The following is a 24,249-nucleotide window of genomic DNA, read 5'->3' as shown; positions in this document are numbered from 1 at the left end:
TGCCTCCCTAATGGGGGGAAGGGGATGTGTTCACCGCGCCGTTCGCGGGGCCGTTCACAGGGCTGTTCACAGGGCCGTTCATGCGGCCGTTCACAGGGCCGAACAGCTCCTCGCGTACGGCGCCGAGGGCGAGGTCGAGGGCTCCGGCGAGGACCGGGTTGCCCTCCAGGGTGGAAAGCAGCACGCGAGGCCGGGGGATGGTGAGCGCGTGCAGCTCCCGCTCGACCGACTCCCGCAGGACCTCGCCGCCGGCGAGCAGCACGCCGCCCGACAGCACGACGACCTCGGGATCGACCACGGCCGTGATCGCGGCCAGCCCCATCGCGAGGCGGCCGGCGAGCTCGCGCAGGGCCTCGCGCGCGCTCTCGCCGTCCGGGCCGCCGCGTCCCGCCAGGGCGGCCGCGTTGCGTACGGCGCCGCTCGGCGTGGAGCCGCGCAGCCCGTGCGCCCGCATGAGGGCGAGCACGGCCGGGCCGCCCGACAGGGCCTGGAACCCGTGGTTGGCCCTCCTGCCGACGTCCCGCGCGGTGGGGGCGCCGACCACGGGCATGTAGCCCACCTCGCCCGCGCCGCCGGTCGCCCCGCGGTGGAGGCGGCCGCCGATGACGAGGGCCGCGCCGATGCCCTCGTCGGCCCACAGCAGCACGTAGTCCTGGTGGCCCCGGGCGCTGCCCCGGGACCGCTCGGCCTGCGCGACGAGGTTGACGTCGTTCTCCACGTCGATCGGCACGCCGATCCCGTCGCGGAGGGTCCCGATCAGGTCGGGAATGTGCCAGCCGGGGATGTGGGCGGCGTAGCCGAGCCTGCCGGTCGAGGGGTCGACGGCGCCGCCGATGCCGACGACCACCCGGCTCAGCTCCGTCGGGTCGAGCCCGGCCGGGCCGCACGCCCCGGTGAGCGCGGCCCGGACCCGCTCGACCACGTCGCCGCCGGCGCGGCCCGGGGTGGCCAGCCGGTGCTCGGCGACGACCGCGCCGGTGACGTCCGCGACCGCCGCGGCGATCCGCGCCGGCGTGACGTCCAGCGCCGCCACGTGCGCCGCGCGGGGATTGATCCGGTAGAGCTCGGCCGTACGGCCCGGCAGGCCCTCGCGGATGCCGTCGAGGACGACCAGGCCGGCCTCCTGGAGCCGGGCCAGGAGCTGGGAGGCGGTCGGCTTGGACAGGCCGGTGAGCGCCCCCAGCTCGGGCCGGGTCAGCGGGCCGCGTTCGAGCAGGACCATCAGCGCGGCGCGGTCGTTGATCGCGCGCAGCAGGCTGGGCGTCCCCGCGATGGGCCGGGTCATGCGTTCTCCCACGACAAAGAAGAGCGTGAGCTCTCGCGACACAGAGCGTGAGCTCCCACGACATAGAGCGTGTTAGGAAAGTTTCCTAACTATGGCTGCGACCGTACGAACGGGCCGGGACGCCGTCAAGGGCGTGATCCGCGCCGAGATCCATCTGTGACGCGCTCGTGAGCCGCCGTGCCCGATGCGGGAGAAGGGCGGCACGGCACGTAGAATCTGGCGGCCTATGCCAGAGTCTTCGACGGGCGAGCTGGCCCGGGAGCAGAAGTACGTCGCCGCGCTGTACGAGCGCCTCGACGTGCTGCGGGAGCGCACGCGCGGGCAGCTCGACGCCGTGCTCGCCCAGGGGGCCTTCGGCACCCACCAGAACCGCTCGGAGCGCGACAGCTTCGCCGTCATGTACACCCAGCGCCTCGCCCGCCTCTGGGCGGTGGAGAACGGCCTGTGCTTCGGCAGGCTCGACCACGCGGAGGGCGAGCGGCTCTACATCGGCCGCATCGGGCTGTCGGACGACGACCAGCACCGGCTGCTGATCGACTGGCGGGCCCCCGTGGCACAGCCGTTCTACCGGGCCACCCCCGCCGCGCCGATGGGCGTCACCCGGCGGCGTCACCTGCACACGCGGGGCCGCAGGGTCACCGCGATCGACGACGACCTGCTCGACCTCGACAGCCTCACCGACGCCGACCGGGCCTCGCTCAACGGCGAGGCGGCGCTGCTGGCCGCGCTCGGCGAGAAGCGCACCGGCCGCATGCGCGACATCGTCGCCACCATCCAGGCCGAGCAGGACAAGATCATCCGGAGTGACCTGAACGGCGTGCTCGTCGTCCAGGGCGGCCCCGGCACCGGCAAGACCGTGGTGGCCCTGCACCGTGCGGCCTACCTGCTCTACACCTACCGGGAGCGCCTGGAACGCCGGGGCGTGCTGATCCTCGGGCCCAACCCGACCTTCATGCGCTACATCGAGCAGGTGCTGCCGTCCCTCGGCGAGACCGACGTGCTGCTGTCCACCGTGGGCGAGCTGTACCCCGGGGTCACCGCGGCCCGGGAGGAGCCGCCCGAGGCCGCGGCGGTCAAGGGCCGCATCGCGATGGCCGACGTGATCGCCCGGGCCGTACGGGAGCGCCAGCGGATGCCGCGCACACCCGTGGAGATCAAGCTCGACAAGTTCACGCTGAAGCTCGACCGGCAGACGCTGGAGGCGGCCCGGTCGAAGGCCGGCCGCTCGCGCCGTCCGCACAACCAGGCCAGGGCCGTCTTCGTACGGCACCTGCTGACCGTGCTGACCCGGCAGGCCGCCCGACACCTGGGCCGCGGCAACCTCGACGACGCCGACTTCGCCGACCTGCGCGAGGACCTGCGCACCGAGGAGCCGGTGCGGGTGGCGCTCAACCGGCTGTGGCCCTACCTCACGCCGCAGCAACTCCTGATCGGCCTGTTCACCGACCGCGACCGGATGGCGGCGGCCGGGCTGGACGGGCCGGAGCGCGACCTGCTGCTGCGCGAGCCGCCCAGACCGGGGGAGAAGGCGGGGGAGACCTGGTGGAGCCCGGCCGACGTGCCGCTGCTCGACGAGGCCGCAGAGCTGCTCGGGGACATCGACGAAGGGGTGCTGCGGGCGGCGCGGCGGGCCGAGCAGGAGCGCGAGGAGCGCATCGCCTACGCCCGCGAGGTGCTGGAGCTGACCGGCCTGGCCGACATCATGGACGCCGAGCGCTTCGCCGAACGGCAGCAGGCCGAGGAGACCTACCTCACCACCGCCGAGCGGGCCGCCAGGGACCGCACGTGGGCCTTCGGTCACGTGATCGTGGACGAGGCACAGGAGCTGTCCGAGATGGCCTGGCGGATGGTCATGCGCCGCATCCCGAGCCGGTCCATGACGATCGTCGGCGACATCGCCCAGACCGGGTCGGCCGCGGGCGCGGCGAGCTGGGCCCGGGTCCTCGACCCGTACGTCGCGGGCCGCTGGCGCGAGGAGCACCTCAGCGTCAACTACCGCACCCCCGCCGAGCTGATGGAGGTCGCCGCCCGCGTGCTCGAACTCGTCGGCCCCGACCTGAAGGCGCCGGAGTCGGTGCGGGAGACGGGCGAGCGGCCGTGGGCCCTGCGGGTCGCCGGCCTCGCGGAGGCGGGCCCGGTGATCGCGGCGGAGGCGGCGCCGGGGGTCCTGGGGGAGGGCCGCCTCGTGGTCGTCGCACCGGCGGGGATGACCGAGGACGTCGGGACGATCGTACGGGGTGCCGTTCCGGGCGCGGCCACCGGCCCCGGCCCGGCCGCGCTGGACGCCCCCGTGGCGGTGCTGTCGGTGACCGAGGCCAAGGGGCTGGAGTTCGACTCGGTGATCGTGGTGGAGCCCGGCCGCATCCTGCGCGAGTCGCCGCGCGGCCCGAGCGACCTCTACGTCGCGCTGACCCGGGCCACGAGCCGCCTCGGCGTGGTCCACGTGGACGAACTGCCCGAGGTCCTGAACGGTCTCGAACGTCGCTGAAGCGACACCGCTCCCACCTGCGGAAATGTGGTGTTTCCGCTGATCGGAGCGTGGTTGACATCTGCGCTGAGGTCGGTAGTTTGCTGCGCAGTCCAGCACGGGACTGACCGGTTGGCCGTTCTATGGCGTCGCCGACCTCTGCGTCGATGACGGAGCGTGACTCCGTCAGCACACCAGGCGCAGGGTGGCGTCCCGCCGAGGCGGGGCACCCCATCCGGCCGGGGGGTTGGACCCAGGAGGGGCCCGGGCGCCCAGTAGACAACGGAGCTCCGCGCCCGCCGCCGACGGGACGGAACCGGTCCGAAGGGCCGCCCGGGCCTCCTTCCCTTTTCGTTTCCTTCTTCGTCTTTTCGTCCGCGTGATCGCCCTTGGACGCCGCCCGTAAAGTGGCGGAGACGGTTTGGCGGGCCGCGCCGCCGTCTGCGACCCTGACCTGGAATGATTTTTGCGTCAGGACGACCGACACACGAGGAGAGGCGAGCCGTGGCACTCAAGACGGCACAGGACGCGGCTCCGCCCGCCGCCGGGGCGCCGAAACCGCGCGTGCCGGGCGTGCTGATCCGCCTCGCCGCCTCCGTCGTGGGCGGCCTGGTGCTCTATCTCGCCTTCCCGCCCCTCGGGTGGTGGTTCTGCGCACCGGTCGGCGTCGCGCTGCTCGCCCTCGCGTTGCGTGGCCTGCGGCTGCGCCGGGCCGCGTGGATCGGCTACCTCGGGGCGCTGGCGTTCCTGCTGCCGACGCTGGCCTGGGTCCGCCCGATCGGGGACGACGCCTGGCTGGCCCTGGCGGGCGTCGAGAGCCTGTTCTGGGCCGCCCTGGCCTGTCTGGCCGTCCTCGTCATGCGGCTGCGCCTGTGGCCGCTCTGGGTGGCCTGCCTGTGGGTCGTGCAGGAGTGGGCCCGCGGGCTGTTCCCCTTCGGGGGCTTCCCCTGGGCGCGGCTGGCCTTCAGCCAGGGCGAGTCGCCGTACACCGGCTTCGCCGCGCTGGGCGGCGCCCCGCTTGTAAGTTTCACGGTCGCCCTCACGGGGGCCCTGCTCGCCGCGCTGGTCACACGGCGTCCGCCGAGGTGGCGGGCCGACCGGGTGCTTGCCGGAACGCTCCTCGCCGCGATAGCCGTACCGGTGTTGGGGCTGGTCGTGCCCCGGCCCGGCGACGAAGGCAGGACAGTGCGGATCGGTGTCATCCAGGGCAACGTCCCTGGGCGGGGGATGTACTTCCTCGGCGACGAGCCCGCCGTCGTGCTGCGCAACCACGCCGACGAGACGCACCGGATGGCCGAGGCCGTACGTGCCGGGAAGCTGCAGCGGCCCGACATCGTGGTGTGGCCGGAGAACTCCACCGACATCGACCCCTACAGCAGCGCGTACGCCCGGCAGGTGATCGACTCCGCCGCGAAGGACATCGGCGTGCCGATCCTCGTCGGCGCGGTGGTCAAGATCGGCACCGAGAACCGGGCCACCCGCGGCGTGGTCTGGGACCCGGTCACCGGCCCGGGCGTGTACTACGACAAGCGGCGGCTGGTGCCGTTCGGCGAGTACACGCCGCTGAAGGACCTGTTCCTGGCGCTGTCGTCGCGGGCGCAGCTCGTCGGCAGGCAGTCGGTCGCCGGGGACAAGCCGGGGGCGCTGCGGATGGGGCCCGTGACGATCGGCACGGTGGAGTGCTACGAGGTGGCGTTCGACAGCACGGTGCGCGACACGGTGCTCGCCGGCGGCACGCCGCTGGTCGTGCAGACCAACAACGCCAGCTACGCCCTCACCAACCTGCCGCCGCAGCAGCTCGCGATGTCGCAGCTGCGGGCCGTGGAGTTCAACCGGGCCGTGGTCACCGCGGCTACCACGGGCATCTCCGCGTACGTCGGCCCCGACGGCCGGGTCGGCTGGCACACCGGCGAGCTGGTGGCGGGGATGGACGTCCTGGACGTCCCCGTCAGGACCAAGAACACGGTGGCGGCGGAGGCAGGTGCGCTGCCGGAGTGGATCATGATACTCATGGGAGCCGGAGCGACGGTGGCGGCCATCTCTGGGCGGAGGAAGAGCTGATGGAGCGGACCCCCGGGCGGGTGCTCGTGATCGTCCCCACATACAACGAGAGGGAGAACCTCCCGTTGATCACCCGGCGGCTCCGTGAGGCGCTGCCCGACGTGCACCTCCTCGTCGCCGACGACAACAGTCCCGACGGCACCGGCCGGATCGCCGACGAGCTGGCCGAGGCGGACGACCACGTCCACGTCATGCACAGGACGAGCAAGCAGGGGCTCGGCGCCGCCTACATCGCCGGATTCCGCTGGGGCCTGGACGAGGGCTACGACGTGCTGGTGGAGATGGACGCCGACGGCTCCCACCAGCCCGAGGAGCTGCACAAGCTGCTCGACGCGGTGGCCGACGGCGCCGACCTGGCGATCGGCTCCCGCTGGGTGCCCGGCGGCAAGACCGTCAACTGGCCGGTCTCGCGCGAGATCCTGTCCCGGGGGGCCAACACCTACGTCCGGCTGGTGCTCGGCATCCCGGTGCGCGACGCCACGGCGGGCTTCCGCGCCTACCGCGCGGCCACCCTGGAGAAGATCGGGCTGGACGACGTCGAGTCGCAGGGCTACTGCTTCCAGGTGGACCTCACGCTCCGCACCGTACGGCAGGGCCTGCGGGTGACCGAGCGGCCCATCACGTTCGTGGAGCGTACTGTGGGCAGCAGCAAGATGAGCCGGAAGATCATCTTCGAGGCCTTCTGGCGCGTGGCCATCTGGGGGGTCACCGGGCTGGGGGAGCGGTTTCGCCCGCGGCGATAAACACGACCTACCGGAACCCCCACGGCCACGGGAGCGTTGACGCAGACGTACGAGTGCCGGGTGAGTGGGGCAAGACATGGTGCGGATCGGGCTGTTCCTCGCGTTCCTCGTGGTTCCCGTCCTGGAGATCTGGTTCCTGATCCAGGTGGGATCCGTGATCGGCGGATGGGAGACCGTCGCCCTGCTCATCGCCGACAGCATGCTCGGCGCCTGGCTGATGCGCCGTGAGGGCCGGCGGGCGTGGGCGGCGCTGCGCGCGGCCATCGAGTCGGGACGCATGCCCGACAAGGAGCTCGCCGACGGCGCGTTGATCGTCGCAGGCGGCGCCCTCCTGATGACCCCCGGCTTCATCAGCGACGTGTTCGGGTTCTTCATGATCCTGCCGTTCACCCGGCCGATCGCCCGGCGCTGGGTGTCGTGGTTCCTCGGCCGCAGGGTGCGCTCGCTCGCCGCCCGCTCGCCGTACGCGCCGCTCTTCGACGGGACCGCCGGGTTCGGTGGGACCGGGTTCAACGGGCCTGGGTTCAACGGGACCGGGTTCAACGGGCCTGGGTTCAACGGGACCGGGTTCAACGGGGCCGGGTTCAACGGGGCCGGGGGGTTCGACGGGGCGGACGCCTTCGGCGGGCCCGCAGGAGCGGGCAGGGGCCGCGTGGTCCACGGCGAGGTCGTCGACGACGACTGACAGGCGGCCGAAACACCCCCGAGCCGGGCATGCCGCTACCTCGGGGCGGAGGCGGAGTCTGCGGAGCCGGGCACGGAGCCGAGCGCGCTGTGGCCTTGGGGCCGGGAACGGCCGGGCACGGGTATGCCGTTCCCGGGGCGGGGGCGGAGTCTGCGGAGCCGGGCACGGAGCCGGGCGCGCTGTGGCCTTGGGGCCGGGAACGGCCGGGCACGGGTATGCCGTTGCCCCGGGGCGGGGCGGAGGCACACCGGGGCAACGGGGGCTGATCGGCGAGCGGCTCGCCGGCTCTTTCCGGTTCGGGTTCTTCCGGTTCCGGTTTCTCCAGTTGGGGTTTTTCCGGTGCTGGGTTCCTCCGGTCAGAGGCACGGCTCGTCGCGGCCGGGGATGCCGCGGCGGCGGATGTCCAGATCACGGGCGTCCCGGTAGACGACGAACCTGTCGCCGGCGTTCGTCAGCGGATCGCCGGTGCCGAACCGTTCCAGCGCCCGGGCCGCCGGGTCCTCCGTGGCATACCACTCGCTCGTCGTGCGTGAGGGATCGCCCGCGCCGAACAACTGCTCGGGCAGCGTCTCGGGGCTTCGCGGCCCCAGCGGCTCGCCCGGGCGCGTGCCGGGGATGTCGGCGTCCAGCCGGTCCCTGGAGCCGAGCGCCGGGTCGTCCACGCCGTACCGATCCCCGACGCGGGTCACGGCGTAGTCCGTGTAGATCCGGCGTCCGTCCGCGTAGGTCCGGCGTCCGTCCGCGCCGATCCCCAGCCGTTCGCGTTCACGTCGCCCGGCGCTGGCGGCCCAGCCGGTGAGGCTGCCGGGCCTGTTGGCGCGCTCCCAGGCGGCGTCCCAGTCCATGTCGTAGTGGCGGTAGAGCGCACGCTCCTGCTCGGCGGACAGGTGGCCGTCGGCCTCAAGGCGCACGTCGGGCGCGCTCTTGACGCGCTCCTTGTCGTACGGGACCTCGACATGGCCGGCCGTCAGGGTCGCCTTGTGCGGCGGGACGAAGGTCTTCCTGGTGTGGAGAAGCCCGGTCTTGACGCAGAGCCACTTCGGCCGTCCGGTCGCGTCGTCGAGCAAGACCTGCGCGACCTCGCCGATCTTGTCGCCGTTGAGGTCGCGGACCGGGTTGCCGAGCACCATGGGGATCTGCTCGCGAGTGATCACGTGCTTCTCCTTGTCTCTCGCTTGGTCGGTCTCTTACTTCGCTACCGCCGTAGGGAGAGCGGAAACCACTTTTTCCAGAACAGATCCCGTCGAGTGCGCCTATCGCGTCCGAAGATTCTGCTATCGGCGCAGGTGGCGCGCTGTTTTGTGATGTCCGCCGTTCGTCGTGAAAAATCACCGCTTCCCTTATTCCGGGCGAGAGGGATTCCACCGCCCTCCGGGATCGAATGTGCCGCCCCGAGCCGGACGGATGCGATCCCGGTCGCGGCTTTTCACGGTCGCGGACCACCTCGAAGGCCGCAATTAATAACGCGACAAACAAACGGGTGGCGGCGTTCGACGCCTGTGTGTCGGCGCGAGCGCAGCTAAATGAATGGATGCAGGATGATCCGTGCCGGGAGACCTGTGGCCTACGGGCTTCTCCCGGAAATTCCGACATCGCACATCTATGTGTGGAATCCCATAAGAGGAGATCAAGTTGCCCACGTTCGGCAGCCTGTTCAGGGTTTTCGCAATCGGCACCGTGCTGACCGCCGGTGCCGTCTCCGTGACTGACGTCGTCGCCATCGAATCTGCCAGTGCTGCACGTGAGGCCGTCTCTCAAGTTCGCTATGGACACCTTCTCCTCGCCGTTCGCTCCTCTCATCGCTCGGACCCGAACGAGAAGAACAAGAACAAGAGCAAGAACAAGCAGCGGCAACACGGGCGTCAGGATGTGAACCAGAAGCAGAACATGCTGCGGGATCTCACCGAGGTGCTGACGCCGGTTCAGAAGACGCAGACGACGTCGTCGGCACTGCCGTACAACTGGCAGAACTCTGACGCGACGGCGCAGACCTTGAGCACGCAGCACGCTGTCCTGAGTTCGGACGGGGAGCCTCGCCAGAGCCAGGTGGCGGGGCCGCAAGGGCCGGTGGGTCCGGCAGGGCCTGCCGGTGCGCCCGGCGCGCGGGGGCCCGCGGGTCCGCAGGGGCTGGCAGGTCCCAAGGGGCAGGTGGGTCCCAAGGGGCAGGTGGGTCCCAAGGGGGCGGCCGGTCCGCCCGGTGAGCGAGGGCCCGCGGGCCCGGCTGGTCCGGCTGGCCCGGCTGGTCCGCAGGGGCCGACGGGCGCCCAGGGTCCCGCAGGTCCCGCTGGACCGGCAGGTCCCGCCGGTCCTGCTGGTCCCGCTGGGGCTACCGGTCCTGCTGGGGCTACCGGTCCTGCTGGGGCGACCGGTCCGGCAGGTCCCGCTGGTCCGGCTGGGCCCGCTGGGCCTGCGGGAGTTTCGGGCTATCAGGTCGTCACCGGACCCGAAATCACCGTGCCCGGAGGGGTGAACGTCGCGAGCGGAGGAGCTTTGTGCCCCGCCGGGACGGTGGTGATTTCCGGGGGATATCAGCTGTTGTCCGGGGGTATTTCGGTCGAAGACAGCGTCGTCTCCAACGTTACATCCGCGCCGAACGCCACAAATACGGGGTGGAGTCTGGTGTTCTTCAACAACAGCCAGTTCACGGCGGTTTTCCGCCCGTTCGCGATCTGCGCCAATGCATCCTGACCAATCGAGCGGAGCGATCACGTCTTCGGCCGGCGTGCCATCGATAATCGGGCTTGCCAGAGGCGGGACGCGGCCGTCGCCGCTCACGGCCTGTTGAGGCGATAAAAGCGCCAGAACGCGCCGGAACACCCTTGCCCTTCCTGATGGCCGGGCAGGGGTGTTCGGTGTTTCCGTCGCTCCGGCGAGCGAGGCGGGACAGCGCCCGGTCAGGGCTCTTCCCAGGGGCCGACGTCGTCCTCCTTCCATTCCAGGCGGTCGACGACCCCGATCACGCCGTTGGTCCGTTCGACCATCCGCGTGAGCACCCGCGCCTGCGAGCGGCGCTCCAGACTGCCGGTGAGCGTCACGACGCCTTCCGACACCGACAGCTCGACGCCCGACAGGTCGGCCCACAGGCAGTTGCCGATGACGTCCTCGCGCACCTCGCGGGCGATGTCCGCGTCCGCGCGGGCGAGGACCTTGAGCAGGTCGTGGCGGCTGACGATGCCCACGAGCACGCCCTCGTCGTCCACGACGGGCAGGCGCTTGACCCCGTGCCGGGTCATCTCGCGTGCGGCGCTGACCACGCTGGTGTACGGCCGGGTGGTGATCGCGGGGGCGGACATGAGCTCGGCGGCGGTCGCCCCACGGGCCCGCTCCTGGACCCTGGCGGCCCGGTGCCCCATGGCCTCGCGCAGGCGGGCGCGTAGCGGCGGGCGGTAGCCCTCGCGGTAGTACTGCTCGCGGAACTCCTCCTTGCGCAGCAGATCGGCCTCGGAGACCACACCGACCACGTGGCCCTCGCCGTCGACGACGGGCACGGCGCTGACCTCGTGCGCGATGAGGACCTCGGCCACGTCCCTGAACGGCGTGCTGCCGTTGACGGAGGCGACCTCGCTCGTCATGACGTCCCGCACCTTCATGTGCATGATCGGCTCCCCTCTACGGGCCCGCTGCCGGTCTCATACCCATCGCATCGCCGTACGGGCCGGAAACGAAGGGACGGAGGGCCCTGGCCACAGGGCCCTTCGCCATGCCCTGCCCCGGGCGGCGCGACGGACGGTGACGCGGCGGACGGTATGGCGGACCGTGTGGCGGAGGGTGTGGCGCGGTGGGCGGCGCGACGGGTGGCCGAAAGTCCCAGGGGGTGAGGACCTTCACCGCTGACCTGGCAAGACACGGCGGAGGCACGCTGGGCACTGAGAGATGGGAGGCGTCGTCATGACGGCGAAGGTGAAGGATGTCATGGGCAAGGTCGCGATCGCGGTGCCGATGGACGCGTCGTTCGCGGACCTGGTCGCCACCATGCAGCGGTTCAAGGTGGGCGCGGTCACCGTGATCGACGCCGACCGGCGCCCGGTCGGGGTGGTGTCGGAGGATGACATCCTGCTGAAGGAGATCGATCCGGTCGAGAGCGTGCTCGACGGTCCCCGCAGGCGCGAGGAGCGCCGGAAGGCGGCGGGCACGACGGCCGGCCAGATCATGACGCGTCCCGCGATCACTGTCACCGGCGGCACGTCCGTGCGGGACGCGGCCCGGCTGATGCACCGCAACCGGATCAAGCAGTTGCCAGTGATCGACGCCATGACCGGCCGCATCGTGGGGACGGTCCACCAGGGCGACCTGCTGCGGGTGTTCGTGCGCCCGGCGGAGGACATCCTGGCCGACATCGAGGAGATCGCCGCCCTGATGAACCTCGCCCCCGACGACCTCCGGATCACCGTCTCCGGCGGCGTGGTCACGATGAGCGGGCAGGTGCCCCGCAGGTCGGACATCAAGCCGCTGCTGCACGCCGTACGCCGTGTCGAGGGCGTCGTCGAGGTGGACGCCGACCTCGCCTTCCTCGTGGACGACCTGCTGATCGCCCCGCCGTTGCTCTGACCGAACCCCGGAACCGCCAGGGGAGGGAACCGTGAACACTCGGACCGCTGAAGGGATCGCGCAGGCCGCGAGGACGGCGGTGGAGGCGGCGCTGTGGGCGCCTTCGATCCACAACACCCAGCCCTGGTCGTTCGGCGTCTCCGGGGACGAGATCTGCCTGCGCGCCGACCCCGACAGGAAGCTGCGGGTCTCCGACCCCACCGGCCGGCAGATGACGATCAGTTGCGGCGCCGCGCTGCTGAACGTGCGGATCACGCTGCAGGCCCTCGGCTATGAACCCCAGGTGCGGCGTTTCCCCGACCCGGAGCGCCCGCTGCTGCTGGCCACCGTACGGGTGAGGCCGGGGCGGGAGCCGGGCGAGCACACCCGCCTGCTGCACGCGGAGATCGAGCGCCGCCGCACCCACCGGTCGGGGTTCACCGCCCTGCCGGTGCCCGATCCGCTGGTCGACGCGCTCGTGACCGAGGCGGCGGCCGAGGACGGCCACCTGATGCCGATCAGATCGGATGCGTCCGCGCGGGTGCTCGCCGCGCTCACCGGCGCGGCCCAGGACGTGCAGTCGCAGGACCGGTTGTTCGTCCTCGAACTCATGCGCTGGGCCCGGCCGCCCGGCAGCTCGCGCCGCGACGGCGTGCCCGCGGGCGGTTATCCGACCGATCCCCGGCGTACGCAGCCCCAGCACTTCGCGCAGCGGGACTACGCCCGGGGCCACGAGTGGGGGATGGCACCGGACGAGCGGGTGTGCACCTCGACGGGTCTCGTGGCGCTGCTCACCACCGCGGGCGACCGCCGGGAGGACTGGCTGCGCGCGGGCGAGGCGCTGCAGCGGATGCTGCTGCACGCCTCCGCGTACGGCGTGAGCGTCGCGTTCCACACCCAGGCGCTGGAGATGCCGGAGTTGCGGGAGTTCATCCGCAGGCACCTGTGCTCGGAAGAGGCACCGCAGATGATCATGCGGCTGGGGTTCGTCATCGACGAGAGCGAGAGCGTCCGCCGCGCCGCCTCCGACGTGATGGAGTGACCGCGCGCCCCTGACCCCCAGGCCGCCGCGACCGCCGTGGACCAGCCCCAGGTGAACGCCAGCGCCTGGTCGTCGGGCATGCCCAGCCGGGGCCGAAGGCCCACGCGGCGGCGATGGACGCCACCGGCACGGACGTGCTTGGGTCCCGCGCCTGGGTCCCGCGTCTGGGCCCGCATCTGGGTCCCGTGCTTGGGCCCCGCGCCTGAGCCTCGCATCTGGGTCCCGCATCTGGGTCCCGCATCTGGGTCCGGCGCTTTGTACCCTCGGCGCACAGCCGCCGGGCGGCTGGGAGGAGCGCCGAGGAGTGGGTCGCGGCCGGCCTGCTGACGCCCGCGGAGAAGGGCAAGGTCGTGTCCGCCGCCGCCCGGTCGAAGTTGAGCTGGGGCTCCCCTGGCTCCCCTGGCTCCCCGGGGCCACCCCCGGGGAGCTTCCCCGGAGGCTTCCGGGAGGGCTTTCCCGGGCGGGCGTGGACGGGCCCGCCCGGGGAAGTGGGATCTCCTGAGGCCCGACAGGAGGTGCGCCATGAGGCCGATCGCCCGCTGGGTTGTGTCGCGGTTACGTCGCTACCGGCCTGATCACAACCCGCTGCGCCGCCGTTCCGACCGGATCGAGGCGGCGCTCGCGGCGGCGGCGCTGGCCGCCGTCCTGTTCTCGGTGTGGCCCGCGGCGCTGGCCGCTCACACCGTGTACGACGCCGGCGTCGCGGCCGAGCGGGTCGGGCCGGGGGCACGCCACCTGGTCGAGGCCACCCTTGTCGGAGCCGCTCCCATCCAGGCGGCTTCCGCCGGGGCTGCCTCCACCGGGGCCGGTTCCGCCCGAGCTGAGTTTGCTGAGGCCGGTCCCGTCCAGGCGGCTTCCGCCGGGGCTGCTTCCATCGGCACCGCTTCCGTCCAGGTGGCCTCCGCCGGGGCGGCGTCTGCCCGGGCCGATTCGCTCGAGGCCGCTTCCGCCGGGGAGAGCCTCGCCGTACCGGCGGGCGGGCGCGGTGTGCCCGTGGCGAGTTCGGTGCGCTGGACGCTGCCGTCCGGGGAGGTCCGGGAGGGCGTGGTCCCGGTGGCGCTCATCCTGCGGGACGGCCCGGCGAACGCGCGGCTGTGGGTGGACGCCGAGGGCAGGCCGGCCGCGCCGCCGCCGCATCGGGCCGAGACGGTGACGAGGGCGGTCCTGGCCGCCGCCGGCGTCGTCGCGAGCGTCGCCGTTCTGGCCTGGGCCTGCTTCGCGCTCGCGCGCCGCCGGCTGGACCGCAGGCGCTACCGCGAATGGGAGGCCGCCTGGGCGGTGGCCGACCGGAGATGGCGCCGTCACCAGATCTGAGTGCGCCGGCCGAGCCGCAGCCTCGTCTGGTGGCAGTGGTCCTTGGCAGTGGCGGCCTGGTCGGCTGTGCTGGTCACCCGGGATCGGGCGCACGTGCTGCCGCGGGCGGTCGTCTTCGGTCCCTCGCCCGTTCACCCGCCTCCGATGATGCGTGCCGCTTCGCTGATCACCTCATGCTCTGCGAGATGTCGCACGATCGGCTGCCGGGGGCGCAGAAGCCGCCCTGGCTGGTGATCTTTCCGGCGGACGTGACGGAGGTCGACTGCGGGCCGCTCAGCAGTGAGGGCGTGAAAACGCCGTTGAGGTTCTGAATGTTTCTGCCCTGGCCCGACTTGTACTGCTTGGCGCTGGTACGCCCGCCTCGGACCGCCTGGTAACCGTACGGGCCGGGCTTGGGCTTGGCCTGTGCCTTCGCCTGGGCCTTGGCCTGTGCCGCAGCCTTGGCGCGGGCCTGTGCACGGGCTGCCGCCTTCGTGGCCGCGGGCCCGTGGGGCTTGCGGCGCAGTGGAGCGGAGGCCGCCTCCGCCGATTCCGCGAGGGCGAGGCCGGCCATCGAGACGACGAGCGCGGCCACCGCGAGCCGCCGCACCGCCGCGACGAGGTCGATTCTGAAGACGTCCGCGCAGTGCCGAGACACCTGGCAACCACCCGCCCATGCATCGGTGGATAAAAGCGACATGGGGCATATGCCCGGATCGCTGGGCTCGGCCGGCGTCCTGGGGAAGTCCGGCACGGATCATTACCCTGTCCCGGCGCGTCCTGCGCTCGTGCGCCCTGTCCCGGCGCGTTTTGTCCCCGGCGCGCGGACCGGCCTTCGGACGGCCCCTCGTCGGCGGCGCGGGAAGGTTTCGCCTCGACCTCATCGGCGGCGCGCACCGACCGCACGATGCCGTCGGCCCCACCGGGGGACCGGTTCGCCGCCGGGGGCAGGTGGCCGAACCGGAGCGCATCGGGCCAGGTCAGGCCGGGCGGGGGCTGCGAGTCCTGTGGGTCCTGCGGGCCGAAGGTCCCGGGGGCCGGTGGCTTTCGCCCGGAGCCGCGGCCGGTGCCCGGGTGCTCTGCTGGGTTCATGGAGCGCGTCCTGCGCGCGGCGCGGGCCGCGTGAGTGAGATGAAGCAGGAGATCGTCGTCGCCTACGACGGCACCCGGCAGAGCCGGGCCGCGGTCGTGTGGGCGGCGGCGGAGTGCCGGGCCCGCCACCGTACGGGCGTCGCCGTGTGCCATGTGTGGGACGGCGCCGACCCGGAGCGCGCCGAGGCCGTCGCCGCCGAGGAGCGCCGGCTGGCGGGGCTGCGGCTGTTCGAGGGGGTGCGGCTGGCCGAACGCCTGCTGCCGGGCCGCGAGGTTCGTCCCGTGCTCGTGCGGGGAGACCCCAGGGACACGCTGGTCGGCCTCAGCGGCAACGCCGCCATGCTGGTGCTGGGCCGCCGGAGCGCGGGCGGGCTGGCCAGGCTGGCCGGGCTGCTGCGTGGCTCGGTCAGCGCGTACGCGGCGGCGCACGCCGTCTGCCCGGTCGTCGTGGTGGGCGCGCAGGCGTCCGCGCCGCCCGCCGGAGGTGTCGTGGCGGGCATCGACGCGGCGGCGGAGGCCGGTGCCGAGGCGGAGTCCGTGCTGCGTTTCGCCGTGGAGGTCGCCCGCGGCAGGTCGCTGCCGCTGACCGTGGTGCACGCCACCAGAGGGCACGCGGCGGAGGGCGAGCGGGCGCTGGCGCGGATGACCGAGCCGTGGCGGCTGCGCTGCCGGGCCCGGCTCGCGATCGAGACCAGGGTCGTCCAGGGGCCGGCGCTGCCCGCCCTGCTGGCGTGCGCCCGGGAGGCGTGGCTGCTGGTCGTGGGGGCACACAGAACGGGAGCGGGATTGCTCGGTTCGGTCGGGCAGGGACTGCTGCGGCGCGCCCCCTGCCCGGTGGCGGTCGTCCACCCGGGCCCCGCCTGGCCGATAACATGCGATACCCCAACGTTTTGATCCTTTGGAGGGCGAATGTCCCGACCCGGTCTGGTGATCGGTGGATACACCCCCGACACGGAGGGGTCGGGCCCCGGCCTGACGGTGGCCCGGCAGCACCCGGACGGGCGGCTGGAGGCGGTGGCCGAGACGGCCGTCTCCGGGCCGTCGTTCGTCATCGCGCACCCGCGGCTGCCGCTGCTGTACGCCGTGCTCGAACGTGCCGAGGACGGCGGGCTCGCGGTCCTCGCCGACGAGGATCCCGCCCCCCGGCTGCTGGCCGAGCACACCAGCGGCGGCTCGCTGCCGTGCCACCTGGCGATCGACCCCGAGGGCCGGTGGCTGGTGATCGCCAACTACGGTGACGGGACCGTCACGGCCTACCGGCTGGGCGAGGACGGGATGCCCGAGCCCGAGCCGCTGACGTTCCGGCACGAGGGCCACGGCCCGAACCCCGACCGGCAGGAGTGCCCGCACGCGCACGAGGCGGTCTTCGGGCCCGACGGCGTGCTGTACGTGAGCGACCTCGGCACCGACGAGATGCGCCGCTTCCTGCCCGGCATGCGCCCGCACCCGGACGGCCCCGTACGGCTGGCCTCCGGCAGCGGCCCCCGGCACTTCCTGCACCACGAGGGCTACTGGTACGTCACCGGTGAGCTCGACGGCAGCGTGCGCGTCTATGACGCCGAGTGGCGGGAGGCAGGAGCGGTGCGGGCGAGCGACGCCGTACTGGAGGGCGAGGAGAACCTGCCCTCCCACATCGCACTGTCCGCCGACGGCCGTTACCTCTACGTCGGCAACCGTGGGCCGGACACCATCAGCGTCTTCGAGGTCGACGGACCCCGCCTCACGATGGTGTCCGAAGTGCCGTCGGGCGGAAGCTGGCCGCGCCACTTCGCGATCGACGGCGACCGCCTCTACGTCGCCAACCAGCGGTCCGATTCCATCGCCCTGCTGGTGCTCAAGGACGGGCTGCCCGAGCCGGTCGGCGAGGCGCTGGCGGTGGGCACCCCCTCGTGCGTGCTCATCCGGTAGAGACCCGGGTAGGCCGTCAGGGCACCCGGCCGACGCCGCCGACGATCCACACGCGCTGGGCCTGGCCGGTGCTCTGCGGGGTGTCCGGCCGCCACTGGCGGATGTAGACGAGGCCGGGCTCGACGAGCTCGGTGCCGTCGAAGAAGCGCAGCACCTTCTCGCGGTCGCGCGGTGCGTCGTGGGCCTGCGGCACGATGTGCTGGAACAGGTCCACGATCGGCCCGGCCAGCTCGGGACGGCTGTCGAAGACCGCGTGACCGATGGCGAGGTAGCTGCCCGGCGCGAGGTGGTCGCGCACCCGGGCCACGCACTTGTACGGCTCGAGGGCGTCGGGAAGATACTGCAGCCGGGCCGGGATCAGCACGGCCACCGGCTGCTCGAAGTCGATGAGCCGGACCATCTCGGGGTCGGCCAGCATCTCCGCCGGGCGCAGGATCGAGCCGTCGACCACCCCGGTGCCGGGATCACGGGCGAGCATGGCCCGCGCGTGGTTGAGCACCACCGGGTCGTCGTCCACGTACACCACGCGGGCGTCGGGGGCGAGCTCCTGGGCGACCTCGTGGGTGTTGCGCCGGGTCGGCAGCCCGGACGCGATGTTGAGGAACTGCCGCACCCCCTGCCCGATGAGGAAATGCACGACCCGTTCGAGGAACTCGCGGGTGTCCACGGCCATCGTCTTGACCTCGGGAGCGATGGCCATCAGCCGCTCGGCGAACTCGCGGTCGGCCGCGAAGTTGTCCTTGCCGCCGAGCAGATAGTCGCTCATCCTGGCGATGTTCGCGGTGCCGGTGCTCAGACCCGCCGCCTTCGCGGGCCGTTCACCCCCGCCCGGCTCCGTGCCGCTCAAACCGCCTCCCCTCGATCACCAACAGTCCGCGGGTAATTATCGCCCTAATCCCACCAGAACGACCAGGCGTTCTGGCCTACGATCTGCTCGGCGTAGTCGGCGAGCGTGCCCGGGCCCTGCAGGATGCTGTCGGGACAGAACGTCCAGTGCTCGGCCGCCACGTGCAGCGCGTGCGCGGGCGTGGCGGGCGGCGCGGCGATGCTGAGCTCCAGCGTGTTGAATCCCATGCCGACCACCCGCGCCCCGAACCGCTCCTCCCAGCTGCGTACGACGGCCGCCAGCGGCACGGTCCATTCGTTGTGGTGCAGCGCCCCCTGCCAGCCCATGGCGACCATGGCGTCGGCGCCGCGGTTCACCGCCGCGAGCCCCAGCGGCGTCATCCGCTCGGCCACCACGTCGGCGTACCAGTCGGCGACCACGTCGGGGTCGGCCACGAGCGCGGCGGGCGGCGCGATCCCCGGGCACTCGGCCCCGAACGGCGCGAGGTAGGCCTCGTGGCCCAGCAGCAGGTCCTGCCACGTCTCGGCCATGAACCCGGCCGCGCTGTAGTAGTCGATCTGGGCGGGCGAGTCCGGCGCGATCTGCCCGGCCGACCAGGGCTGCACGCCGTCCTCCAGCAGCACCGGCCACAGGCCCGACCGGGGGTGCTCGGCACGCAACCGGGCCCACAGCCCGGCCGGCACCGGCTCGTCGCTCAGCCAGAAGGAGGGGCGATGATGGGTGCGCAGCTTGTCGTAGTCGGGGTCAGGCCACACGAGGGACCCGGACGGCAGCTCGACGGACAGCACCCGGCCGTCGCCGCCGTCGCCGAACAGCAGCTCCAGACCCGTGGGGAGCCGCCGACGCTCGTGAACCGACATGCGCCAATAATGTCGGACCCGGCCTCGGCGCGTCCCGCGAGGGCGATCATTACGGGGTCACGGGATGTCGAGCCGGCACAATCCCTCGGCCAGCACCTTCGTGGTCAGGCGCGTACGGCTGTCGCAGCCCAGCTTGGCGAAGATGTGCTCCAGATGGGTGGTCACGGTGCGCACGCTCAGCACGAGCGCGGCGGCGATCTGCGGGTTGGAGTCGCCCTGCGCGACCCGGGTGAGCACCTCTATCTCCCGCGAGGTCAGGTCGTAGGGCAGGGCACACGGGCGCTCGGCGATGACCGCGCCCTGGATGGAGCCGTGGAAGCCCACACCCGCCCGGTGCAGGCGCAGCTCGCGCCACTGGCCGGTGCCGTCGAGCCACAGGCCCCGGCGCGACAGCTCGCGGGAGTCGATGAACGCCCTGGCCAGCTCCGCCATCGCCGGCTCGGCCGCGAGCACCTCCGACGGGGGCCATCCGGCCACGTCCCTGCGCCGCCCGCCCCGTTCGTACGCCACGGCGTGGAAGCCGGGCGGCAGGCCGAGCGGGTCGATGACGCAGCGGGTCACGTCGGTGAGGTGGGCCAGGGCGGGGGAGACCGCGCTGATCACCGCGGGCGCCTCGGGCGGCAGGTCCGCGCGGGAGCTGACGTGCAGCATGCCGGTGTAGCGCCCGCCGGTCAGGAACAGCGGCGTCGTGATCCCCGCGCGCCAGCCGTACGGCTCCAGGTGGCGGCGGAAGTAGCGCTCGGTGCCGGGGGAGCCCATGACGACGGGCGTGCGCTGCGACATGGCGCGGCGGTAGGCGTCGAGCCGGGCGTACTCCTCCGCGGCGTCGTCGTCCACCCGCGCGTACCCCGACGCCACCAGCGAACGGTGCCGGCCGGTCGCCGGGTCGAACGCCACGAACTCGTAGGCTTCCACGGGGATGACCTCGCCCAGCGCGGTCATCGCCCCGTGCGCCCCCTGCCGGGCCACCTGGAAACCCAGTTCGGCGACGGCGTGCAGGCTCCGCGCGCTGAGGCTGATTGCATCCATGGATCCTCCATGCTCAGCCTGCCCGGTAAAGGTTGCGCAAGGAATACGTAAAGTCTCCGATGCAGTCGGCGGCCCCGTTTCCTACCCTCACCCGCAACACGACGGATGAGGTGGAGGACCAGTGAGGGTCACGAGAAGCCGGGCGGCCGCCCTCGCTGTGGCGGCCATCATGCTGAGCGGTGGGTGCGGGGGAGGGTCGTCGTCCGACGGCGGCGGCGGTGACAAGGCGGCGAACGCGTTCTCGGTCGCGCTGACCGAACCCGACCATCTCACCCCCGGCAATACGTCGAGCAGCTACTCGCTCACCGTGCTCGACGCGTTGTTCGACACACCGGTCGCCATCGATCCCGCGACGGGCAAGCCGCAGATGCGGGCGGCGGAGTCGGTCACCAGCACCGACCAGAAGGTCTGGACGATCAAGATCAAGCCGGGGCGGAAGTTCAGCAACGGCGAGCCGGTGACCGCGCAGAGCTTCGCCGACTCGTGGAATGCGACCGCGTACGGGCCCAACGGGTGGACCAACAACTACTACTTCGACAAGATCGAGGGCTACGACGAGCTCAACCCCGAGAGCGGGGAGCCCTCCACCGACAAGCTGAGCGGTCTCAAGGTCGTCGACGACACCACCCTTGAGGTCACGCTCACCGCGCCGTTCAGCCAGTTCCCGATCACGCTGGCGTGGATCGCGTTCGCGCCGATGCCGAAGGCCGCGTTCGACGACCTCAAGGCGTACGACCAGGCGCCGATCGGCAACGGGCCGTTCGTCCTCGACGGCGCCTGGGAACACGACAAGCAGATCAAGGTCAAGCGCTCGCCGACCTACACCGGCGAGCGCGCGGCCAAGGCCGACGAGGTGACCTTCAAGATCTACGCCAGCCGCGACACCGCCTACACCGACCTGCGGGCCGGCCGGGTGGACCTGCAGCTCACGATCCCCCCGGCGAGCGCGCCGGAGGCCAAGAACCTGCTCGGCGACCGGTTCGTGGCGACGGCCGGCGGCACGATGGACTACCTCGGCTTCCCCGTCTACGACAAGCGGTTCGCCAACCCCGACCTGCGCAAGGCCTTCTCCATGGCGATCGACCGGCAGGCCATCGTCGACGCGGTCTACAACGGCACGTTCAAGCCGATGGCGTCGCTGCTGGCCCCGCTGGTGCCCGGCTACCGCGAGAACGCCTGCGGCGAGGCGTGCACGTACGACCCGGCCAAGGCCAAGGCGCTGTTCGACCAGGCCGGCGGCTTCAGCGGCACGCTGAACCTGTGGTTCTCCAACGCCGACCCGAGCTACGAGCAGTGGATGACGGCCATCGCCAACCAGCTCAAGCAGAACCTCGGCATCGCCGACATCAAGTTCCGCAAGATCCCGGCGTCCGACTACCTGTCGACGCTCCGCGCCCACAAGCAGGACGGGCCCTACCGCAACAACTGGGTCATGGACTACCCGAGCCCGCAGAACTACCTGGAGTCCATGTGGGGCGAGGGCAACCGGATGGGCTGGGAGAACAAGGAGTTCCTCGACCTCATCCACCAGGCCAACACCGCCCCGACCTTCGACGAGAGCCTCCCGCTCTACCAGAAGGCCGAGGACATCGCGCTGGCCGAGATGCCGATGATCCCGCTGTGGAACTGGCAGGACCAGATCGGCTACTCCAACCGGCTCAGCGGAGTGAACGTCACGCCGTACAGCGCCAACCTCGACGCCATCAGCGTCAAGCAGGGGTGACCCGAGGGTGAGGTACGCCGCGCAGCGCCTGGCCCAGGCGATCCCGGTGTTCTTCGCGACCACCTTCCTGATCTACGCGATGGTGTTCGCACTGCCGGGCGACCCGATCCTGGCGCTCGCGGGCGACAAGCCGGTGCCCGAGCAGGTGCTCGCCGTGATGCGGGCGCGCTACCACCTCGACGAGCCGCTGCTCGTGCAGTACGGGCACTACATGCTCGGGGTGTTCCGGGGCGACCTGGGGGAGACGTTCACCGGCCAGCCGGTGAGCGAGCTCCTCCAGGACCGGTGGGCGGTCACCGCGCAGCTCGCGCTGACCGCCTGGATCTTCGAGCTCGTCGTCGGCATCGGCCTCGGCGTCCTGGCCGGGCTGCGCCGCGGCGGGGCCGCCGACACGGCGGTCCTCGCCGGCACCACGTTCGTCATCGCGGTCCCCGTGTTCGTCGTCGGGTACACGGCCCAGATCGTGCTGGGCCTCAATCTGGGGCTGTTCCCGACCGCGGGGACAGACGAGGGCTGGCCGGGCAGCTACCTCCTGCCCGGCATGGTCCTCGGCTCGTTCGGGCTGGCGTACGTCGCAAGGCTCACCCGCACCTCCCTCGTGGAGAACCTGCGCGCCGACTACGTGCGTACGGCGACCGCGAAGGGCCTGTCCCGGCGCCGGGTGGTGGGGCTGCACGCGCTGCGCAACTCGCTCATCCCCGTCGTGACCTACCTCGGTGTCGACTTCGGCAACCTGATGGCCGGAGCGGTCGTCACCGAGGGCATCTTCAACCTGCCCGGCATCGGCCAGCAGGTGTTCCAGTCCATCCAGCTCCAGGAGGGTCCCGTCGTCGTCGGCGTCGTCACCCTGCTCGTCATGATCTTCATTCTCGCCAACCTTGCCGTCGACCTGCTGTACGGCGTGCTCGACCCGAGGATCCGCCGTGCTCGCGCGTGACGCCTGGGGAGAGCTGCGCGGCCGGGTGGTCTTCTGGTTCTCGGCCGCCGTCCTGGTGGTGGCCCTCGCGATGGCGGCCTTCCCCGGGCTGTTCGCCCGCCTGGGCCCCAACGAGGCGTGCAACCTGCGCATGTCGAAACACGGTCCGGCCGACGGAGCCCTGTTCGGGTATGACCTGCAGGGCTGCGACTACTGGTCGCAGGTCGTGCACGGCACCCGGGCCTCCATCGTGGTCGGCGTCGCGGTCACCGTCTTCGCCCTGCTGATCTCCATCCTGCTGGGGCTGGTGGGCGGCTACTACGGCGGCGTCGTCGACGCACTCATCTCCCGGCTCACCGACGTGTTCTTCGGCATCCCGTTCGTGCTGGGCGCGACCGTCGTGCTGGTCGCCTTCCCCGACCACGGGATATGGGCTATGACACTGGTCCTCGTGCTGCTCGGCTGGACGACCATGACCCGGCTGATGCGCGGGCAGGTCATCGCCGTCAAGGACATGGACTTCGTCGCCGCCGCCCGCATGCTGGGCGCGAGCGACCGCAGGCTGATGTTCCGGCATATCCTGCCCAACGCGATCGCGCCGGTCATCGTCGTGGCCATGCTGAACGTCGGCAACGTCATCGCCGGTGAAGCGACGCTCGACTACCTCGGTGTCGGCCTGCAGTACCCCGAGGTGTCGTGGGGCCTGCAGCTGAACATCGCCCAGACGTTCTTCGCCGATCACCCCCACCTGCTGTTCTTCCCCGCGCTGTTCCTCACCGCCACGGTGCTGAGCTTCCTCCTGCTCGGCGACGTCGTCCGCGACGCCCTCGACCCCCGCCTGCGCTGACTTCGCAGGCCGGCCTGTCTCGTCGTGGCGGTGGCCGATCTGCGCAGGGCCCAGCAGCACGCCGCTCAGGGAGCGGCCGCCCGTCAGGCGGCGAACCGGCTGCTCACCCAGGTCACGGTGTCGGCAACGCCTCCCGCTCGCCCTCAGCCCGTACGGCTGCGCCGGGACATTCCGGAGCAGCCCGTCAGCACGGTGAGGACGCTTCGGCATGGAGCCGACCTGCTCGACGTCGGCAAAATCTCGACGTCGGCAGGATATGGAGTGCGGCCGTGTCGCACGTGGCCGACTCCACCGCTGAGGCGGTCGTACGCGTGTGCGAGGACCGGTTGCGCACGCCGCACCCGCATGCCTTGACGGACTACGACCGGCTGCGTGCGGACGGAATGGGCCGACTGGGGGCGATGTGTCAGGCCGCACCGTCGTTCTCCCGGAACGCCCGCGGCCCGGCCCCGCGCCGCGCGGTGGTGAGCAGCGGCGTGGACCAATAGGCGGTGTTCGACAGGTGCAGTTCCTCACCAGGGGCCAGTGGCCAGTGCCATACGGTCCAGGGCCATAGGGGCCAGGCCATAGGGGCCAGCGCCGCGTGTGGCGCCGGACGTGGGCTCAGCGTCGCGGCGGCGGGCGCGGTGCCCGAACGGGATGCGGGGCCGGGGGCCGACACTGCTTCTCCCTCGAACGGTGCCGGAGGCGAGGGGGCGTCAAAAGGGTGGTGTTTCGAGGTCGCGTTGGATGAGTGTTCCTCTTGATTCGTCCTGTGGTGTGGCGTTGTCGTGTTCCCCCGTGTCGGGGCTGTCCGTGTCGGGTGTCTGGGTCGTGTGCGTGCCGGTTGGTTGTGCCGGGGCTTCTGCGGGGGTTTGTGCTGGTGGGGTGGTGGGAGGGCATGGTGGGGCCATGATCGTGTCTGGTGCTCCGGGGAGGTCGGCA

General features: G+C 71.9%; 22 protein-coding genes. 14 read left to right on the top strand and 8 right to left on the bottom strand.

All coding sequences use genetic code 11. From position 1 onward, the window contains the following. Positions 1-7: 7 nt before the first annotated feature. Positions 8-1,285 carry an ROK family transcriptional regulator gene (locus HCK04_RS12365; RefSeq protein ID WP_142647326.1) on the bottom strand — a complete coding sequence of 426 codons (1,278 nt, stop codon included), beginning with the start codon at positions 1,283-1,285 and terminating at the stop codon, positions 8-10. Between the two features lie 226 nt (positions 1,286-1,511). Here HCK04_RS12365 and HCK04_RS12360 point away from each other — a divergent pair, with 226 nt between their 5' ends. The 4 genes from HCK04_RS12360 to HCK04_RS12345 all read left to right on the top strand — a co-directional run bounded on the left by HCK04_RS12360 (position 1,512) and on the right by HCK04_RS12345 (position 7,241). Beyond that, complete coding sequence (locus tag HCK04_RS12360; RefSeq protein ID WP_142647325.1) at positions 1,512-3,773, top strand: PhoH family protein; 2,262 nt, start codon at positions 1,512-1,514, stop codon at positions 3,771-3,773. 483 nt (positions 3,774-4,256) lie between these two features. Further along, complete coding sequence (gene lnt, locus HCK04_RS12355) at positions 4,257-5,813, top strand: apolipoprotein N-acyltransferase (protein ID WP_260617220.1); 1,557 nt, start codon at positions 4,257-4,259, stop codon at positions 5,811-5,813. Further along, on the top strand, positions 5,813-6,556 hold the full coding sequence (locus tag HCK04_RS12350; RefSeq protein WP_142647323.1) for a polyprenol monophosphomannose synthase: 744 nt from the start codon (positions 5,813-5,815) through the stop codon (positions 6,554-6,556). The genes lnt and HCK04_RS12350 overlap by 1 nt, the downstream gene beginning before the upstream one ends. A 76-nt stretch (positions 6,557-6,632) precedes the next feature. Then, positions 6,633-7,241 carry an FxsA family protein gene (locus HCK04_RS12345; RefSeq protein WP_142647322.1) on the top strand — a complete coding sequence of 203 codons (609 nt, stop codon included), beginning with the start codon at positions 6,633-6,635 and terminating at the stop codon, positions 7,239-7,241. 356 nt (positions 7,242-7,597) lie between these two features. Here HCK04_RS12345 and HCK04_RS12340 read toward each other — a convergent pair whose 3' ends face one another. Further along, positions 7,598-8,395 carry a PRC-barrel domain-containing protein gene (locus HCK04_RS12340; protein ID WP_142647321.1) on the bottom strand — a complete coding sequence of 266 codons (798 nt, stop codon included), beginning with the start codon at positions 8,393-8,395 and terminating at the stop codon, positions 7,598-7,600. A 1,043-nt stretch (positions 8,396-9,438) separates the two neighbouring features. Here HCK04_RS12340 and HCK04_RS42235 point away from each other — a divergent pair. Beyond that, positions 9,439-9,711 carry a hypothetical protein gene (locus HCK04_RS42235; RefSeq protein WP_221889904.1) on the top strand — a complete coding sequence of 91 codons (273 nt, stop codon included), beginning with the start codon at positions 9,439-9,441 and terminating at the stop codon, positions 9,709-9,711. Beyond that, positions 9,708-9,929 (top strand): hypothetical protein, encoded by a 222-nt coding sequence (locus HCK04_RS42230; protein ID WP_221889903.1) that lies wholly within the window; start codon positions 9,708-9,710, stop codon positions 9,927-9,929. Before HCK04_RS42235 ends, HCK04_RS42230 begins: the two co-directional genes overlap by 4 nt. Positions 9,930-10,135: 206 nt before the next feature. Here the strand turns inward: HCK04_RS42230 and HCK04_RS12330 are convergent, their stop codons facing one another. Then, complete coding sequence (locus HCK04_RS12330) at positions 10,136-10,837, bottom strand: CBS domain-containing protein (RefSeq protein ID WP_142647320.1); 702 nt, start codon at positions 10,835-10,837, stop codon at positions 10,136-10,138. 292 nt (positions 10,838-11,129) lie between these two features. Between HCK04_RS12330 and HCK04_RS12325 the strand changes: the two genes are divergently transcribed. The 3 genes from HCK04_RS12325 (at position 11,130) to HCK04_RS12315 (ending at position 14,124) form a co-directional block, all read left to right on the top strand. Beyond that, positions 11,130-11,789 (top strand): CBS domain-containing protein, encoded by a 660-nt coding sequence (locus tag HCK04_RS12325; protein ID WP_142647319.1) that lies wholly within the window; start codon positions 11,130-11,132, stop codon positions 11,787-11,789. Positions 11,790-11,820: 31 nt separating this feature from the next. Next, positions 11,821-12,810, top strand: coding sequence for a nitroreductase family protein (locus tag HCK04_RS12320; protein WP_142647318.1), 990 nt, complete (start codon positions 11,821-11,823; stop codon positions 12,808-12,810). Positions 12,811-13,332: 522 nt separating this feature from the next. Further along, entirely contained in the window at positions 13,333-14,124 is a 792-nt protein-coding gene (locus tag HCK04_RS12315; RefSeq protein ID WP_142647316.1) for a hypothetical protein, read from the top strand. 166 nt (positions 14,125-14,290) lie between these two features. Here HCK04_RS12315 and HCK04_RS41020 read toward each other — a convergent pair whose 3' ends face one another. Next, entirely contained in the window at positions 14,291-14,761 is a 471-nt protein-coding gene (locus HCK04_RS41020; protein WP_185948962.1) for a hypothetical protein, read from the bottom strand. Positions 14,762-15,234: 473 nt separating this feature from the next. Between HCK04_RS41020 and HCK04_RS12305 the strand changes: the two genes are divergently transcribed. Further along, complete coding sequence (locus HCK04_RS12305) at positions 15,235-16,089, top strand: universal stress protein (protein WP_240971358.1); 855 nt, start codon at positions 15,235-15,237, stop codon at positions 16,087-16,089. 15 nt (positions 16,090-16,104) lie between these two features. Further along, entirely contained in the window at positions 16,105-17,103 is a 999-nt protein-coding gene (locus tag HCK04_RS12300) for a lactonase family protein (RefSeq protein WP_142647314.1), read from the top strand. A 16-nt stretch (positions 17,104-17,119) separates the two neighbouring features. On the opposite strand, the gene HCK04_RS12295 is transcribed toward HCK04_RS12300, so the two are convergent. Genes HCK04_RS12295 through HCK04_RS12285 form a run of 3 tightly spaced genes read right to left on the bottom strand, consistent with a single transcriptional unit; the run spans position 17,120 to position 19,839 of the window. Continuing rightward, positions 17,120-17,950 carry an SAM-dependent methyltransferase gene (locus tag HCK04_RS12295; RefSeq protein WP_240971350.1) on the bottom strand — a complete coding sequence of 277 codons (831 nt, stop codon included), beginning with the start codon at positions 17,948-17,950 and terminating at the stop codon, positions 17,120-17,122. Between the two features lie 44 nt (positions 17,951-17,994). Beyond that, positions 17,995-18,810 carry a DUF4253 domain-containing protein gene (locus tag HCK04_RS12290; RefSeq protein ID WP_142647313.1) on the bottom strand — a complete coding sequence of 272 codons (816 nt, stop codon included), beginning with the start codon at positions 18,808-18,810 and terminating at the stop codon, positions 17,995-17,997. 57 nt (positions 18,811-18,867) lie between these two features. Next, entirely contained in the window at positions 18,868-19,839 is a 972-nt protein-coding gene (locus HCK04_RS12285; protein WP_142647312.1) for a LuxR C-terminal-related transcriptional regulator, read from the bottom strand. A 121-nt stretch (positions 19,840-19,960) separates the two neighbouring features. Between HCK04_RS12285 and HCK04_RS12280 the strand changes: the two genes are divergently transcribed. From HCK04_RS12280 to HCK04_RS12270, 3 genes are read left to right on the top strand one after another with little or no spacing between them, the layout of a single operon-like run. Next, positions 19,961-21,562 (top strand): ABC transporter substrate-binding protein, encoded by a 1,602-nt coding sequence (locus tag HCK04_RS12280; RefSeq protein ID WP_142647311.1) that lies wholly within the window; start codon positions 19,961-19,963, stop codon positions 21,560-21,562. A 7-nt stretch (positions 21,563-21,569) separates the two neighbouring features. Beyond that, positions 21,570-22,499, top strand: a complete 930-nt coding sequence (locus tag HCK04_RS12275; protein WP_142647310.1) for an ABC transporter permease — start codon at positions 21,570-21,572, stop codon at positions 22,497-22,499. Then, the gene (locus HCK04_RS12270; RefSeq protein WP_260617219.1) at positions 22,486-23,325 is read left to right on the top strand and encodes an ABC transporter permease; all 840 of its coding nucleotides are present in this window, start codon (positions 22,486-22,488) and stop codon (positions 23,323-23,325) included. Before HCK04_RS12275 ends, HCK04_RS12270 begins: the two co-directional genes overlap by 14 nt. Before the next feature lie 406 nt (positions 23,326-23,731). On the opposite strand, the gene HCK04_RS12265 is transcribed toward HCK04_RS12270, so the two are convergent. After that, positions 23,732-23,893: a hypothetical protein gene (locus HCK04_RS12265; RefSeq protein ID WP_168065868.1), complete on the bottom strand. Its 162-nt coding sequence runs from the start codon at positions 23,891-23,893 to the stop codon at positions 23,732-23,734. Positions 23,894-24,249 lie beyond the last annotated feature (356 nt).

This window comes from Microbispora sp. CL1-1 (genome assembly GCF_012034195.1).
Lineage (GTDB): Bacteria > Actinomycetota > Actinomycetes > Streptosporangiales > Streptosporangiaceae > Microbispora.
This window is presented reverse-complemented; position numbering and strand designations above follow the sequence as displayed.

What these genes read in the sequence shown, in the direction of transcription:
- HCK04_RS12365 (WP_142647326.1), bottom strand. Translation starts at nt 1,285, where the DNA reads ATGACCCGGCCCATCGCGGGGACGCCCAGCCTGCTGCGCGCGATCAAC.
- HCK04_RS12360 (WP_142647325.1), top strand. Translation starts at nt 1,512, where the DNA reads ATGCCAGAGTCTTCGACGGGCGAGCTGGCCCGGGAGCAGAAGTACGTC.
- HCK04_RS12350 (WP_142647323.1), top strand. Translation starts at nt 5,813, where the DNA reads ATGGAGCGGACCCCCGGGCGGGTGCTCGTGATCGTCCCCACATACAAC.
- HCK04_RS12345 (WP_142647322.1), top strand. Translation starts at nt 6,633, where the DNA reads ATGGTGCGGATCGGGCTGTTCCTCGCGTTCCTCGTGGTTCCCGTCCTG.
- HCK04_RS12330 (WP_142647320.1), bottom strand. Translation starts at nt 10,837, where the DNA reads ATGCACATGAAGGTGCGGGACGTCATGACGAGCGAGGTCGCCTCCGTC.
- HCK04_RS12325 (WP_142647319.1), top strand. Translation starts at nt 11,130, where the DNA reads ATGACGGCGAAGGTGAAGGATGTCATGGGCAAGGTCGCGATCGCGGTG.
- HCK04_RS12315 (WP_142647316.1), top strand. Translation starts at nt 13,333, where the DNA reads ATGAGGCCGATCGCCCGCTGGGTTGTGTCGCGGTTACGTCGCTACCGG.
- HCK04_RS12305 (WP_240971358.1), top strand. Translation starts at nt 15,235, where the DNA reads ATGAAGCAGGAGATCGTCGTCGCCTACGACGGCACCCGGCAGAGCCGG.
- HCK04_RS12300 (WP_142647314.1), top strand. Translation starts at nt 16,105, where the DNA reads ATGTCCCGACCCGGTCTGGTGATCGGTGGATACACCCCCGACACGGAG.
- HCK04_RS12290 (WP_142647313.1), bottom strand. Translation starts at nt 18,810, where the DNA reads ATGTCGGTTCACGAGCGTCGGCGGCTCCCCACGGGTCTGGAGCTGCTG.
- HCK04_RS12285 (WP_142647312.1), bottom strand. Translation starts at nt 19,839, where the DNA reads ATGGATGCAATCAGCCTCAGCGCGCGGAGCCTGCACGCCGTCGCCGAA.
- HCK04_RS12265 (WP_168065868.1), bottom strand. Translation starts at nt 23,893, where the DNA reads ATGGCCTGGCCCCTATGGCCCTGGACCGTATGGCACTGGCCACTGGCC.